The organism is Paenibacillus rhizoryzae, from assembly GCF_059686995.1.
The window spans coordinates 90,094-106,506 of sequence record NZ_JCAALT010000006.1 but is presented as its reverse complement, the minus strand read 5'-3'; the positions used below and the strand labels follow the sequence as shown (position 1 = coordinate 106,506).

Genomic DNA, 16,413 nt, shown 5'->3' with positions numbered 1-16,413 from the left:
CATGGGAAGCGCTTTCATTTATGGCTAATATAGATTTATACCTTATAGAACAGCAGGTAAGACGACATACGTATATTGGAGATGGTTCATTTGAACGGTACAGTGCTTTGGAAACGGATCATGCAATATAAAATGTTTTATTTGTTTTTAGTGCCGATTGTCGTCTACTACGCGATCTTCGCGTACATCCCCATGTACGGCGTCACCCTTTCCTTCAAGAAATTTATGTACAACAAAGGCATACTGGGCAGTCCGTGGGTGGGACTGGACAACTTCCGATATATTTTCAAGTACTCCGACTTCTGGACAGCATTTCAGAATACGATCGTCATTAGCATCGGCAGGCTGATCATTGAGTTTCCGATGGCGATTATCGTAGCCTTGCTGCTTAACGAGGTTGCAGGCTCCAAGCTGAAGAAGCTGTACCAAACCGTATTCACGTTTCCCCATTTTCTATCCTGGGTCGTGCTTGGCGGTATTCTCGTAAATATTCTCGGCAACACAGGCGCGGTACATTTGGTGCTTTCGCATATAGGCCTTGAGAATGTCAGCTTGCTGTCGGACCCTCATACGTTCAGAGGTTTGCTGTATGCAACTAATATATGGAAAGAGGCGGGCTGGGGCGCGATTATCTATCTGGCTGCCATCGCCGGCATCAGTCCGGAGCTCTACGAAGCCGCTTATATGGACGGCGCGAACAGATGGAAGCAGATGCTACACATTACTTGGCCTTCGATTAACGGCGTTGCTGCAATGATGCTGATCCTGGCCGTGAGCGGGATCATGAACGGCGGCTTCGATCAAATTTTCAACCTGTACAGCCCCGGTGTTTATGATGTTTCGGACATTCTAGATACCTTTATGTATCGTCTATCGTTCTCCGGCAAAGTAAACCTTGGCTTCGGCATTATTACGGCAGTCGGTTTGTTTAAGTCGGTTATCAGTTTGGCCCTCTTGATGATTGCCAACTACTTAGTGAAACGTATGGGTCAGGAGGGATTGGTGTAATGGCAGAAGCGACAGTTGTGAATCCGAAAATCGGCGGGCAAGACGAGCATCGTTTGGCAAACAGGGGAAAGAGCAGTGCAGATATTGTGCTGCATGCTATCTTTATCCTCGCAGCTATTTGCGCCATATTTCCTTTCTACACCGTCCTGATCAGTTCATTCGGCACACCGACCGGCTTGATATGGCCGACGACCTTTACACTTGAAGGCTATCAGCAGATTATTAAATACGGTGTCGGCAGAGCATTCACGGTCTCGATGTCTGTTACAATCATTGGTACGTTCATCAGTTTGTTTCTGACAACGGTTGCCGCTTATGCTCTCAGCAAGAGGGGCATGCCGGGCTGGAAGTATATTATGGGCTTCATTATCTTTACGATGTTCTTCGGAGGCGGCCTCATTCCGTACTACCTCACGATTAAGGGTGTCGGCTTGCAGAACAGCTATTGGGTTATGATTCTTCCATCAGCGCTCAACACGTTCTATATTTGGATCATGCTCTCCTTCTTCCGGGAATTTCCGGCAAGTCTGGAGGAATCGGCCAAGATTGACGGGGCAGGCGACTTTGCAATTCTTATGCGCATCGTCATTCCGACCTCGATGCCGGTCATTGCTTCTATCTCACTCTTCTACGCGGTGGATCGCTGGAACGACTGGTATACGCCGATGCTGTTCTTGACCGATGCGGATAAATATCCGATGCAGCTCATGCTGCGCAACATGCTGACAAGTATTTCTCAAATATTAAGTATGAATAACGGCGTATCGGTCATCGACCAATCGAAAGTGAAAATTCCGCAGGATTCGCTCAAGATGGCAGCAATCATGGTAACCAGCTTACCGATCATGGCCGTCTATCCCTTCCTGCAAAAGTATTTCACTAAGGGGGTGATGATCGGTTCGATCAAAGGTTAATTCCTTTGAAGCTGATTACCAGTAACGGGGCCTTGAAAGACGATATATTACTTGAGGGGGAAAAAGAGATATGAGGAACAGGAAAACTCTTACCGTAGGTCTTAGCGCAGCACTGCTTGCAACCGGATTACTGACAGGCTGTGGATCGAATAACGATACATCGAACAATGCAGGCAATACGGCACCTGCCAATAACGCCGCGAATGCAGGCAATGGCAACACAGCTGAAGCCGATCTATTTAAGGATCATCTGGAAGTGTCCATTGCCTACTTTGATATCGCTTCGGCGATTAAAGAAGGCCAGCCGGACGATATGCTGAAGATGATCGAAGATAAATTCAACATCACAATCAAACCGGTAAATGAATCGTGGAGCGATTATTCCGACAGAACGAAGCTATGGGCTGCTTCCGGTCAACTGCCGGATGCGTTCTTCTCGGATGCGACAAGCGGCGATTTGTTCAATCAATGGGTTGATCAAGGGATCATTAAGCCGCTGCCTGATGATATGAGCAAATTTCCGAATCTGAAGAAATACGTCGATCTTCCGGACGTTCAAGGTGCGAATGCTGCCGACGGCAAGAGCTACTTTGTACCAAGGATGCTTGCTAATCGCAATGAGCTTCCAAACGACCGCGGCATTCTGATTCGTAAAGATTGGATGGAAGAGCTGGGTCTGAAAGATCCAACGACTTATGATGAACTGAAGAACGTGCTGAAAACCATTGCCGATAAGAAAGGCGTTATCGCCCTTACAACGAACAATATCGGTTGGACGCATGACAGCGTATTCCACAACATCGCTCCTGCTGGCGGCTGGTGGCAGAAGGTGGACGGGAAATGGATCCCGGGCTGGATGACAGACAGCTATGCTGAGGTGGTTGAGCACGAGAGAGACCTGTTCAAATCCGGACTGATGGATAAAGATTTTGCGGTTCCGAACATGGATGCCGAGGGCAAGTTTGACCAAGGCAAAGCAGCTGCAATCGTCACGACAGTGAAAACGATGACAGGTATGATTCCGGGCTGGACTGCAGCAAATCCGGGCTCGAAAATTATCGATCATGTGAAAATCTTGCCTAACATTCCGGCAGCGGACGGTAAAAATTACTTGTACGGCTACTTTGACTACTGGTCCGGTACGCTCTTTAACGGAGAAGTCAGTGATGAGAAGCAAGAGCGCATTCTAGCTCTGCTGGATTGGCTTGCGTCCCCGGAAGGCCAGAAAACCGCGTTCTACGGACTTGAAGGCGTAGATTGGGAGCCGAACGGCGATAAAATCACCAATAAACATGCTGGTGAGGCAGACTTTGATCTAGCGAAAAAGTACCCGTCTTCAACCGTGTTTAACGGTCTGTCCATCTGGGGTGACGGCGTGCGCTACATCGAAGGGTATGGTCCGTCGGAGACGGAGCAAGTACAACAGTACTTGGATGGCGTTGAAGCAGAGGCACTGAAAACCGGCGAGAAAGCACCTGTAAACTGGGTTGTCAATTCTTATGCAAGCTCGCTTAGCACTGGCGGCGGTGACCTTGACGGCTTGGTAACGAAGCTGGTCATGGGCAATGACGATATTAAAGCGGCGCTTAAGAAATTTGCCGATGAGCAAATGGGTCTTGGCTTGCAGACTGCCATTGATCAAGTAAACGAGAAGTTTAAGGATGAGAACTAAATCGCGTTATAATCGGAGTGGGAGCCTGACTGCAGGCGACCACTCCTCGCTTTTACATATATAGATAAAAAATCTTAATATATTCAGGAGAAATAAATGATTGAAATCGATTTCAAAGAATGATATCTTAAAACAAGACCACCAAGGTAAGCGCATTCAATACTGAATTTACCATGCGCAAACCAAGAGTTGTCATAAACTTAGAGAAAAGGCGAATGCAAATGGACATTAAGATTGTAGATGTCGCAAAAATCGCTAACGTCTCTCAGGCGACGGTTTCCCGGGTGCTCAACAACAATCCGATCGTGAAACCGAAAACGAGAGATGCCGTTCTCAAAGTCATTGAGGACCTGAAATATGTCCCGCATGCGGCCGCTAAGAATTTAAGGCAGCAGAAAACGATGACCATTGGCGTTATCGTGTCGGACATTAAGGTTTCCTACAATGGGGATATCGTGAAGGGCATTCAGAATAAGGCATACGCTCAGAAGTACAAAGTCGTTATTTGTGATACCCAGAACGATATGGAGATCGAACGGGAATACTTGCGGCTGCTGACGGATCGGAGTGTCGATTGCCTGATTCTGGTCGCTTCTTTGCTGCCGGAGAAGGAAGTGCTGAGCATTGCCGAAAGAGGGTATTTGGTTGGCCTCGTAGGGCGCAGCATTGAGCATGAGAACGTGCTAAACGTACATACGGACAACGTGAAAGCAGCGAAACAAGCGGTTGAGCATTTAATCGCGCAAGGGCATCGCGATATCGTTTTCTTAAGCGGCTATGCCAATGCCAAGGACAGCTATGATCGCCTGGAAGGGTACATTAAAGCATTAGGCGCAAACGGTATACCGTTTCGTCCGGAGCTTGTCGAGAATGGCAACTTCAATGAAACCGGCGGCTATGCAGCGATGAAGCGACTCATGGATAAGGATGCGGTATTCACGGCCGTCTTCTCGGCCAATGATGAAATGGCACTCGGGGTGTACGAATACTGCAATGAAACAGGGATTAGCATACCAAGCGAGTTGGCCATTATCGGTGTCGATAATGATAGGGTATCCAAGTATTTGACACCTTCATTAAGTACAATTGACCAACCCAAGAACGATATGGGCTCCTTAATTGCGGATAAGCTGATCCGCAGCATGAACGGCGAGGTTGACTTGCCGCGTGTATCGGTTTTGGAATCGCAGCTGATCATACGTCAGTCATCGGTATTTAATAGAGCAGAATAGGATGGCTCTATTTCAGTGAAATTGAAATCGATTTCACTAATTAGATGGGTATTAAGCCCTATTGAATCGTTTCTAATGGGTTATTTTATGAAATCGATTCCATTGCTATCGGATACATTACACTTTACGTGTGTATCAACATAAATCGAAGTGGGGGATTCTGAATGAAATCCAGTAAGTTTATCACTGTGTTTATGATTCTGGCTGTTGTATTGACCCTGTTAGCGGGATGCTCAAGCAAGAACAATGCGACCGAGAATGCCGCAGATAATACTGCTAGCACGGAACCGGCCAATGAGCCTGCAACCGAGGCAACAAACGCACCTGAAGAGAAGCCGGCATGGCAAACGGAGAAGTTCACGTTGAAATATGCCGATGGCGGCGACAGCAAAATTGAAGATGACATGATGAAGGCCTTTATGGAGAAATATCCGAACATTACCGTCGAGCATGACAAGAGCATCACATTCCCGCCCGAGCCGACATTGACGGCGGCGGCGGCGGCTGGCACAATGCCTGACGTGTTCGGGATGAAAGATATCCCGCTCGCGATTACAAGTGACTGGCTGCTTGATTTGAGCCCTTACTGGGACAAAGACGAGGAGTCGAAACAGGTGTACAAGAACCTTGCGGAAATGGCCGTATTTAACGGAAAACGTTATGCCATGGCAAACTTCCAATTCGCGGAAGGCGTGTTCGTGAATAAGACCTTGTTCGAGAAAAACAATGTCCCTCTGCCTGCTTACAACTGGACGTTCGACGAAATGATCGATTTGGCGAAGAAGTTCTCGAAGCCGGATCAACATTACTATGGAATCGGCGGACCTTGGGGCGATCTGGCTTTCCAAGAGTGGGTGCCGATGAACAACGATAATGAACTTGGTTGGAACACCTATGACGGAGAGAAATTCCACTTCACGAACCAAGAATGGATCGACGCGTACAACTTGAAATTAGAGCTTCGCCGCACGAAAGTGGATGATGTGATGACAGGCGAAGAGAAGAAGAAGCTATGGGGCGACGAAGGCTCGTGGACATTCCAAAAAGGACATGTAGCGATGGCAGTCGATTTCTCCTGGAATATGGGCTGGATCCCGGGCGAGATGAAGAAGGGCGGCGCCGGCGATGTTGATTTCTACCCGATGCCTGCCGGCAAAGCAGGTCAACGCATTCCGACGATCGTAGACTTCGTAGGCGTTTCCTCTACGACGAAATATCCTGAAGCGGCTTACGAGCTCGCTAAATTCATGACATGGGGTCAAGAAGGCTTCCTGAAACGGATCGACATCGAGAAAGCCGCAGGACAGCCGGTTACGAAGTACCCGGTAGCGGATCAACCGGAAGTATGGGCGAAGCTTGAAGCGAACCTGACTTTGCCTGGTGAGAAAGAAGTTATGAAGCTGATGTCTAACGCGGTTCCATATCCGATTGTTCCGGGCTGGAACGATTTCGCGGCATGGGATACAGAGAACAAGTTCACGGAGAAGCTCATGTCCGGCGAATATAAAGTCGCTGACAAGGCCAAAGAGTTCGAGGATAAAGTAAACGAGTTTGTTGCGAGCGCAAGAGCGAAAATGCTCGAGAATCAATAATTTCATAGCAAATGTCGCCCATAAGTGTGAAAGATAAACTCTTTCACACTTATGGCATTAATAAGCATAGGTAGGGAAGAGACTATGAAAAAAACGTTTCGCACTTTATTTTCAACATCCCTTATCGCATCTCTCATGGTCGGAGCTTGTCATCCGCTTTCGGCTGCAGCTGAAGGCGAAGCTGCGAATAAACCATTATCTGCACAGGCCAAAGCCGGAACCGAAGCGAAGCCGCTTGAGCAAACCTATTCACAGATGCTGAAGGAATGGTCGGCTATTCCCTCCGCTTCTCAAGCAGGCATACTCATGAAACCAAATGAGGAGCCAATGAATAAGAGTCACGTTGTCACAGCAGCTGACAGTCAAGGATATCCGTCCGCAACCGTGCGCCTCTCAGAAGGCTCGCAAGTGACGGTTCAGGTAGAAGTCGCGCAAGAGGGACTCTATCAAATTGGATTCGACTATCTGGTCACAGATGACGGCATTATGCCGACCGAGGGCTATATTCAGGTCAACCACCAATATCCGTTCTATGAAAGCCGCAGAATTCTATTTCCAAACTTGTGGGAAAACCAGCAGCTTAAAGAGAAATACGACCGTTACGGCAATGAATTGCTGCCCCGTCCCGTTAAAGTGAAAGTATGGCAGCATACTTACGCAATGGACGCGAGCTATCTGTATATGAAACCGCTGAAGTACAAATTGAACAAAGGCTTGAATACCATAACCTTTGCCAGTACAAGAGGAGAATTGCTGCTGGGCAATATTACAGTAGACTCCCCTTCTGAAATAAATAGCTACGAGACGTATTCGAAGCAGCAGAGGACAGCAACTGACGACAACGAGATCATGCGGAATCCGATTGTCATCGAAGCAGAGGTCCCGAAGTATAAGAACAGCTCCTCCATGCGGGCCGTTCCCGTCTCTGAACCGGGGATGACTCCCTACGATACGAAGAGGCAGCTATTAAATGCGTTCGGCGGTTCCTGGATGGATGGCGGACAATCCGCCTCATGGGAAATCGATGCCCCGCATGACGGTTATTACAAGATTGCATTGAAATATAAGCAGGATGCTTTGAAGGGCATGCCGGCTTTTCGCGAAATAAAATTGGATGGTAAAGTACCTTTCCAAGAGGCGGAGCACAGCGCGTTTCTCTACAGCAAGAAATGGCGGAACGACACGCTGGGATCGGGCGACAAACCCTATGAATTTTACTTAACCAAGGGCAAGCATCTATTCACGCTGACCGTTGATTTAGATCCGATTAGGCCGCTGATCGAGAGTATCGAGAGCCAAATGAAAGAAATAAGCCGGCTGTCCCTCGAGATCAAGAAGCTGACCGGTAATCGCATGGATGCCTACCGGGACTGGAACCTATCCGAGTATATTCCGAACTTGGGTCAAACGTTGAATGCTTGGGCCGACCAGCTGGATCAAGAATATAGCCATATTCAGAAGCTTAATCCGGATGCTGCCGAAATCGTCGAATTGATTAATCTGAAGACGGCGGCGAAGCAGCTGCGTTCCCTTGCGGCCGCACCCGATAAGCTGCCTAACCGCATGCCCTTATTCTCGGAAGGAGGGTCCTCCGTCTCGCAGCTGCTAGGCGATCTGCTGCAGCGCGTATCCCAATCTCCGATGTTGGTCGATAAGCTCTACGTCTACCAGCAAGGAAAGCTGCCGAAGCCCAATGCCGGCTTCTTCGTTCATTTGCGAGAGTCGATCAAACGGTTCTTCCTCTCGTTTACGAAACAATCGTATTCCGCATCCGCCAAATCGAGCTCGGAGCTGAACATATGGATTAATCGTTCCAGACCCGAGGTTGAATTAATGCAGAAACTCATTGACGAGGAATTCACGCCGGAAACCGGCGTAGCGGTGAAACTTTCGATTATGCCGGATCAGAACAAGCTTGTTCTGGCGAATGCGACGGGCAGTCAGCCGGATGCGGCGCTTGGCGTGGACAGCTGGATTCCTTACGATCTTGCTGCGCGCAACGCGGCAGTCGACCTGCGCAAATTCGCTGACTTCGATCAAGTCGTCAAACCCTTCTCCAAAGGGATGATGATTCCGCTTGCTTATGGCAACGGCATCTATGCGCTCCCGGAGACGCAGAACTTCTGGGTGATGTTTTACCGCAAGGATATCTTGGATAATTTGAAGCTTGCCGTGCCGGATACTTGGGATGATGTCGTCAATATGCTGCCTGAATTGCAGCGCCTGGGCATGAACTTCTTCGATCCGCTTGCCCAGTACAAAGGCTTCAAGCCGTTGAATGCTACAACTCCGTTTATCTACCAAATGAACGGCGAGTTGTTTAATAGCGAGGGAACGAAGACGGCGATCAACAGCGAGCAGGCGCTGAAGGGCATAAAGTTTATGACCGACCTGTTTACGATCTACAACCTGCCGCAGGACGTACCGAGCTTCTACCAGCATTTCCGCAACGGGACATTGCCTATCGGTATCTCTGATCTGACAAGCTATCTACAGCTGCGGGCAGCTGCTCCGGAGATTGCAAACAGCTGGAAAATCGCGCTTCACCCCGGCATACTGCAGGATGGCGTCGTGCAGCGCTGGTCTCCGGCCGGCGGCGCAACCGGTATGATCTTTAAGGGCTCCAAGCACGAGGAAGAGGCATGGACATTCCTGAAATGGTGGGTATCCACGAATATTCAAGTGGAGTATGCGAACTTGGAGCAAACGACGTTTGGACCCCTGTTTATGTGGAACAGCGCGAATATGGACGCTTTTGCCCAGTCAGCTTGGCCGGAGGAAGATAAGAAGGTCATTCTCGAGCAGAGCAAGTGGGTACGCGAAGCTTCGCGCGTTCCGGGCGCCTATATGGTAGAGCGGGAGCTTAGCAACGTGTTCAACAGCGTCGTATTCAGCGGGACCAATCCGCGAACGGCTATCGATGATTCCGTCATTCGGGCGAATCGCGAGATCGATAAGAAGATGGAGGAGTTCGGGTTCTACAAGGATGGCAAGCTCGTGAAGCCAAACCCGGTTCCGACAATCAATACGATAGATAAGTGGGTTGAAAAGAAATGAAGAAACCAAACAAATACGAAGCCTATTGGTATTTATCGCCCTATCTTCTTATGTTCCTCATGTTTATCGTCGTCCCGGTCTTAGTCGCCATCTATCTCTCGTTTACGAGCTTCAATACGATCGAACTGCCGAAGTGGATCGGCTTCAAGAACTATACGGCGATTTTTACGCAGGATGATGTATTTATGCAGAACGTCCTTCCCAATACGATTAAGTTTGCACTGATCGTAGGACCGGGCGGCTATGTCATCTCGTTTCTGTTAGCTTGGATGCTGGCGCAAATTTCGCCCAAACCGCGGACTATACTCGCGCTGATCATTTATTCGCCATCGATGACAATAGGCGTAGCGATGACTGTCGTCTGGTCGATCTTCTTCAGCGGGGATCAGACCGGCTATCTGAACGCATTCTTAATGCGCATGGGACTTATTAATATGCCGATTCAATGGCTGCAGTCGCCGGAGTACTTGATGTCGATCATGATTATCGTTTCCCTATGGGGCAGCATGGGCGTAGGCTTCCTCGCCATGCTTGCCGGCGTGCTGAACATTGATCAATCGATCTACGAGGCCGGTTATATCGACGGCATCAAGAATCGGTTCCAAGAAATCATTCATATTACGATTCCGTCTATGAAACCGCAAATGCTGTTCGGTGCCGTCATGGCGGTCGTGACAACCTTTCAATCCGGCGATCTCGGGGTGCAGCTCTCGGGCGGTAACCCGACACCGCAGAATTCCGGACAGGTCATGGTCAACCACATTGCCGACTACGGATTAATTCGCTATGAGATGGGCTACGCCTCAGCGCTGTCCGTTATCTTGCTGGTTGGCATCTATGGATTGTCCAAGCTTTCTTGGAGGCTGTTTGGCGAGAAAGATTAAGAGGAGGTGCGCTTTATGTCTTATCAAGGCACGAAAATAAATCCGTCGAAATTTCACCGGAGTCAATTGAAATTCTATGTCATCTTAATCCCGCTTGCGATGGTGATGATGCTGCCGATCGTGTTTATCGTGTTTCATGCGTTCAAGCCGGTCAATGAGCTGTTTGCGTTTCCGCCTCAATTTCTCGTTCATCATCCAACGCTTGCGAACTTTCAACAGCTTGCAGGATTTACTGGAGATTCCGGTATTCCCTTTAGCCGATACGTCTTTAATAGTTTGTTTGTCACGTTAAGCGTCATGTTTCTATCGGTATTCATCAGCTCACTGGCGGCATATACCTTGTCCAAAATGAAGTTCAAGCTGCGTGCCACGCTGTTTGAAATTAATACGGTCGCCCTTATGTTTGTGCCGATTGCGGTACAAATTCCGCGGTTTCTGGTCGTGGATGAGAGCGGCATTATGGACACGTATCTGGCGCATATCTTACCGCTGCTGGCCATGCCGATCGGCCTGTTCCTGCTGAAGCAGTTCATCGACCAGGTGCCGGATGAGTTGAAAGAAGCAGCAGTCATGGATGGGGCGGGCGAGTTTCTCGTATTCCGTAAAGTCATCATTCCGGTCATTAAGCCTGCTTTGGCAACGGTAGCGATTCTGGCGTTCCAGGCCGTCTGGAATAACATCGATACCTCATCGTACTACGTCAATGACGAGAGCATGAAAACGGTGGGCTTTTATATGAGCACGCTTGTCAGCACCAATGGAAATACGGTTGCCGGACAAGGGATGTCTGCTGCCGCATCGCTGCTGATGTTCCTGCCGAATTTGATTATCTTTATTTTCTTGCAAAGCAAGGTCATGAACACCATGGCACATTCCGGATTGAAGTAGGCAGGGAGGCACTCATGAGATCGCGATTATTATCCATTTCCATGCTTATGGCTGCATTTGCAATCTGCCTATCGGTATTTCCGGGCTTTGCGCATGCAGAAGCAACTTATAAAACCTATTCGCAAGACGCTTTCCGAACACCCGATGCCTACGAACCTGTGGGGGCAATCGAGAAAGCCGGAGAAACCGATTTCCTGGGGCCTTCGGATATTTACATAGACGAGAAGGATGTCCTCTACGTCGCAGATACGGGTAACAAACGAATCGTCGAGCTTACGCGCGACGGCAAGCTGATCCGGGCTATCGGGACGGATGTGCTTCAATCGCCAACAGGGGTATTCGTGGATACGAAAGGTTCGATTTTTGTAGCGGACAATGGTTTGGAGCAAGTCTTAAAGTTGAACGGCGAGGGCAAGGTAGTGCAGACGTTCAGCAGACCGGATTCTCCCCTGTATGGGAAAAGCACCCCTTACAAGCCAATGAAGGTTACCGTAGATAAACGCGGGAACGTCTACATTATTAGTGAAGGCACGACCAACGGAGTCATTCAGATGAGTCCGGCCGGGGATTTCGTAGGCTTCTTCGGTACCAACCAAACACAGCCGACCTTGAAGCTGCGACTGCAGCGGTTTTTCTTCACCGAGAAACAGATGGAGAAGCTGTTCAAAAGCGTTCCGAACACGCCAACGAATATTGCGATCGATACAAAAGGGTTAGTGTACACCGTCACGCAGGGGGATGCCAGCGAATCGATTAAACGGCTGAATATTTCCGGCTATAATCTGCTTCCTTCCGGGATCTTCTGGGATCCTACCTATACGGATATGTTTGTTTCCGCCAGCGGCAATATGTTCTTGGTCAGTCAGAAGGGCTATTTCTACGAAATCAGCTCCGAAGGCGACTTGCTGTTCCAATCGGGCTCGCCTGACGACGGTAAATCGCGCAGAGGCTTACTGCTGAACGGATCTGGCATCGCGCTTGACTCCACTGGTCATATCTACATTACGGATAAAGAACGAAACATCATCCAAATGTACGAGCCGACCGAATTCGCCGGACTTGTCCATACTGCGCTTGATCTGTACAAGGAAGGTTTCTACGTGAAGAGCCAGCAGCCATGGCACGAGGTGGAACAACGAAACAGTCTCTTCTTCCTTGCGCATAGAGGGCTTGGCGATGCTTTTATCAAGCAGCAGCAGTACGCGGATGCGATGGATGAATACAAGAAGGCAAACGATGTCGCCGGTTACTCCAATGCCTTCTGGGAGATACGCAACCGATGGCTGCAGCAGCACCTGTTGAACGTGATTTTAATCGTCCTTGGTCTCATGCTGCTTCGTTCCATTCTGAAAGGGGTGCATCGCAAAACGGGAGCGTTCGCTGCGATAATTCGCTTAAACGGCCGCTTACTTCACATTCGGATCATGCAAGAGCTTCTCTTCCTGTTCCGATTTATGAAGAAACCGATGGATGGCATCTATGGGCTGAAAGAAGAGAGCCGAATCTCGAATCTATCCGCAACGCTGCTCTATGCGCTGCTTCTGATCGAATATGTGTTCACGCTGTACAATACCGGTTTTATCTTTAACCAGGTCGATTCCACCTCGATTAACCTGACCAAAGAGCTGGCGATGCTGATCGTGCCGCTTGCCGTCTGGGTCATATCGAACTACCTGGTCAGCACGATCAGCGAAGGTGAAGGAAAGTTCTCGGAGGTCTATCAAGGGACGATCTATTCTCTTGCGCCGTATCTCATCTTTCACCCGTTTGTGGTGATCGCGTCCAATTGGCTCACGCTGAATGACTCGTTTCTCTTTAGCTTCGCGAACACGATCATTACGGCATGGTGTGCCGTCCTTCTCTTCATCATGGTGAAGGAAGTGCATGACTATACGATTCGAGAGACGTTCCGTAATTTATTTATCACGTTGTTCACGATGCTGATCGTCAGTTTGGTGGTCTTTATCGTGTACGTCATTTTACATCAGGTTTACGACTTCGGTTACTCTGTCATACAGGAGATGATTACGCGTGCGGAACTATAAATGGATAAAACGACTGCTATCAATTGGCTTGATAGCCGCATGCGTGGCATTCTTCGCACATCTTTATATGGGCGGGTCCTCGAAGGAACAGGAGGATACGTCTTCCGCTGAAGTGCTGGCAGCCGCCTTCCCGGATAAGCCTGCCTCACAAGGGCCGCTGTCTTCCGACTATCGGCAGGTTGCGGAGAACGAACAGCTGATCTTGAAGCTGAAGGAAGATACGCTTGGTATTCAAGTCGTCAATAAACAATCAGGCTATGTATGGTCTTCCGATATCGCCAAGCCGGATGCGAACGATACCTGGCTGAATTTCATCCATTCGGCGATTTCCTTTGATTATTTCAATAAAGTGGACAACAACCCGATCCGCACGGACCTAACCAGTCAAGCGAATAGGAGCGTGCAAGTGAAGCCGATTGATCAAGGCTTTCAGGCTTCGATTCGCTTCAACGATCTGAAGATTGGCATGGATCTGGTCGTCAAGCTGGAGGGCAGTCAGGTGGTTGTCGACGTTCCGAAGGAGAGTATCATCGAAGGCGCGGACAGCAAGCTTGCATCGTTGATTCTGTATCCGTTTCTCGGCGCAACCAAAGGCGGCGATATCGAGGGCTACATGTTCATCCCGGACGGATCAGGTGCGTTAATCAACTATGCGGACAATAAGGGCAAATTCAAAACACAGTATGAAACGAAAATATACGGCGCTAATAACGGGATAGAGATTGCGCGGACAACGGACAATCTCAAAGATGGCGCGAAGGATCCGTATACCGCGCAGTTTCCCGTATTCGGAATGGTCCACGGGGAAGGCCGGCATGCGATGCTGGGGATTGTGGAGAATGGGCGCTATAATGCCAAAATTCTCGGCTACGCGAATGGCGTGAATACGCCTTATAACTGGACGACTGCGCAGTTTCTTATCCGAGAATCGTATTTGCAGCCGACAAGCCGCACGATGGGCGGTATCGTCGTTTATGAGAAGAACCGGAACCCGGAAGATATGCAGCTTCGCTACTCCTTCCTAGAGGGAGAGAACGCTAGTTACATCGGAATGGCGAACGATTACCGAAGCTATCTGATCAAGCAAGGAGCCTTCCCGGCTGAGCCGCAGCCTGCGGGGGAAACGGATATTCCGATTCATTTGGACATTCTGGGAGCGGAGACAGAGAAAGGCCTCTTCTCTAATGGGATCATCCCGATGACAACGGCGGCGCAGCTTGAATCCATGGTGAATCAGCTGGATACCGAAGGCGTTAAACGACCGTCAGTCGTATATAAAGGCTGGAACAAAGGCGGATTGTCGGGCACGAATCCTGCTCCTGTCAGTTTTGAGTCGGCTCTAGGATCGGCAGGGGATTTTGCCGGACTGAACAGCCGCATTGCAGAGCTAGGCGGCAAGCTATATTACTACACGGATTTCACGGCCGCTTATGAAGAATCGAAGCACTTCTCCGCACGTGCCGGAGCTGCAAGAAAATTAGACAAGTCGCTGCTGACGCTTCCAACCTACCAAGAGGTATACCCATCCATGTACTACATGTCCGCCGATTATGCGCAGCAGCTTGCTCGCAATAATGTCAGCGCGTACAGCAAGAAGGGCATTGGTTCAATCGCAGTCGATAGTACGCCTTACGAGCTGTTCTCCGAGCGTGTAGACAGCATGGTCTCAAGCCGCAGCCAAACAGCGGATGCCTATGGCAGGATCATGGACATGCTTAAGCCAACTATGGCTTCGATGGCCATGTATCGGCCAAACGATTATATGTTCCAGTATGCGGATGAGCTGCTCAATATTCCAATGCACTCGTCTCAGTACACGTATACGAGCGAAGAAGTGCCGTTCGAGCAAATTGTGCTGAAGGGCTATCGGAACTATTTTGCCGAGCCGATCAACTTCTTTGCCAATCCGCGTAAAGAGCTGCTCAAAATGATCGAAACCGGCTCGTATCCATCCTATTACTTGACGAGTGAGCCATCCTTCCGATTGATGCATACCAATTCCAGTGACGTCTACGCATCGTCGTTCGCCGACTGGAAGGGGAATATCGTGAGTACGTACCGGATGGTTAACGACGCGCTGAAGCCCGTGCAATATGCCACCATGAAGGAACGGAAGTGGCTAACCGAAGGCGTAGTTCAGGTTACGTATTCAAACGGAAAAGCCATTATCGTGAATTATAACGACCAATCCTATGACAGCAAGAACGGTTCTGTGCCGGCGCTTGGTTTTAAAGTAATTGAGGTGAATCTGTAATGGCTGCCATTCGATTAACGAACAAACGGAGAAAAGCATTAGTCGGTACGGCCTTCGTCGCGCCTTGGATCCTCGGATTCTTCTTATTCGCGCTGCGGCCGATGATTTACTCCCTATATCTAAGCTTCCAGAAGGTGAAAGTGACGCCGCTTGGGATTAAGACGGATTATGTAGGGTGGGATAACTACAAATACGCGTTTGTGTCGGATGCCACTTTCGTCGAGAAGGTGCTTCATTATTTAAGAGACATGGCGCTTAATGTACCGATTATCGTAACCTTCTCTCTGATCATCGCGATGCTGATCAATCAGAAGATCAACTTCCGCGGCGTATTCCGGACGATCTTCTTCTTGCCGGTCATCATTACTAGCGGACCGGTTATCAACGAGCTGCTCAGCCAGGGCGTGACGACCATACCGAACATTGAATCGTATGGCATGTTTGCCCTTGTGAAGGAGAGCTTGTCGCCTGCCGTTGCCGGGCCGGTCATGTACTTGTTCAAACAAATCATTATGGTGCTTTGGTTCTCGGGCGTGCAAATCTTGATTTTCTTAGCCGGTCTGCAAAAGGTCGATCATGCGCTCTATGAAGCTGCAAGAATCGACGGGGCTTCGCGCTGGGAGATGTTCTGGAAGCTGACGCTTCCGATGCTGATGCCGCTTGTAGCCGTCAATTTCATTTATACGATCGTGTATATCTCGACCTTTGCACTGAATGAAATTATCGCGATGATTCGAGATAACATGTTCAATACCTCGACCGGATTTGGCTATGCAACGGCGATCGCGTGGATTTATTTCGTCATTATTGCCATTGTGCTCGGCATCTGGACCGCACTGCTGCGGACGAGAAAGAATTAGGGAGGGG

Annotated in this window: 11 protein-coding genes; all 11 read left to right on the top strand. The window is 49.2% G+C overall.

Annotated elements, in window-relative coordinates:
* The first annotated feature begins 90 nt into the window (after window positions 1–90).
* The 11 genes from AC6ESO_RS18630 (at window position 91) to AC6ESO_RS18580 (ending at window position 16,406) form a co-directional block, all read left to right on the top strand.
* Window positions 91–1,008: an ABC transporter permease gene (locus AC6ESO_RS18630; protein WP_497092661.1), complete on the top strand. Its 918-nt coding sequence runs from the start codon at window positions 91–93 to the stop codon at window positions 1,006–1,008.
* Window positions 1,008–1,922, top strand: coding sequence for a carbohydrate ABC transporter permease (locus AC6ESO_RS18625; protein WP_497092660.1), 915 nt, complete (start codon window positions 1,008–1,010; stop codon window positions 1,920–1,922). The genes AC6ESO_RS18630 and AC6ESO_RS18625 overlap by 1 nt, the downstream gene beginning before the upstream one ends.
* 70 nt (window positions 1,923–1,992) lie before the next feature.
* Window positions 1,993–3,594, top strand: coding sequence for an extracellular solute-binding protein (locus AC6ESO_RS18620; protein WP_497092659.1), 1,602 nt, complete (start codon window positions 1,993–1,995; stop codon window positions 3,592–3,594).
* Window positions 3,595–3,815: 221 nt separating this feature from the next.
* Window positions 3,816–4,826 (top strand): LacI family DNA-binding transcriptional regulator, encoded by a 1,011-nt coding sequence (locus tag AC6ESO_RS18615; RefSeq protein ID WP_497092658.1) that lies wholly within the window; start codon window positions 3,816–3,818, stop codon window positions 4,824–4,826.
* A 164-nt stretch (window positions 4,827–4,990) separates the two neighbouring features.
* Complete coding sequence (locus AC6ESO_RS18610) at window positions 4,991–6,418, top strand: ABC transporter substrate-binding protein (RefSeq protein WP_497092657.1); 1,428 nt, start codon at window positions 4,991–4,993, stop codon at window positions 6,416–6,418.
* Window positions 6,419–6,502: 84 nt separating this feature from the next.
* Window positions 6,503–9,475 (top strand): extracellular solute-binding protein, encoded by a 2,973-nt coding sequence (locus AC6ESO_RS18605; protein ID WP_497092656.1) that lies wholly within the window; start codon window positions 6,503–6,505, stop codon window positions 9,473–9,475.
* On the top strand, window positions 9,472–10,359 hold the full coding sequence (locus AC6ESO_RS18600; protein WP_497092655.1) for a carbohydrate ABC transporter permease: 888 nt from the start codon (window positions 9,472–9,474) through the stop codon (window positions 10,357–10,359). The genes AC6ESO_RS18605 and AC6ESO_RS18600 overlap by 4 nt, the downstream gene beginning before the upstream one ends.
* A gap of 15 nt (window positions 10,360–10,374) precedes the next feature.
* Window positions 10,375–11,247 carry an ABC transporter permease subunit gene (locus AC6ESO_RS18595; RefSeq protein WP_494820787.1) on the top strand — a complete coding sequence of 291 codons (873 nt, stop codon included), beginning with the start codon at window positions 10,375–10,377 and terminating at the stop codon, window positions 11,245–11,247.
* Between the two features lie 14 nt (window positions 11,248–11,261).
* Window positions 11,262–13,292, top strand: a complete 2,031-nt coding sequence (locus AC6ESO_RS18590) for a YIP1 family protein (protein ID WP_497092654.1) — start codon at window positions 11,262–11,264, stop codon at window positions 13,290–13,292.
* Window positions 13,279–15,546: a DUF5696 domain-containing protein gene (locus AC6ESO_RS18585; RefSeq protein WP_497092653.1), complete on the top strand. Its 2,268-nt coding sequence runs from the start codon at window positions 13,279–13,281 to the stop codon at window positions 15,544–15,546. The genes AC6ESO_RS18590 and AC6ESO_RS18585 overlap by 14 nt, the downstream gene beginning before the upstream one ends.
* On the top strand, window positions 15,546–16,406 hold the full coding sequence (locus AC6ESO_RS18580) for a carbohydrate ABC transporter permease (RefSeq protein ID WP_497092652.1): 861 nt from the start codon (window positions 15,546–15,548) through the stop codon (window positions 16,404–16,406). Before AC6ESO_RS18585 ends, AC6ESO_RS18580 begins: the two co-directional genes overlap by 1 nt.
* Window positions 16,407–16,413: the final 7 nt, after the last annotated feature.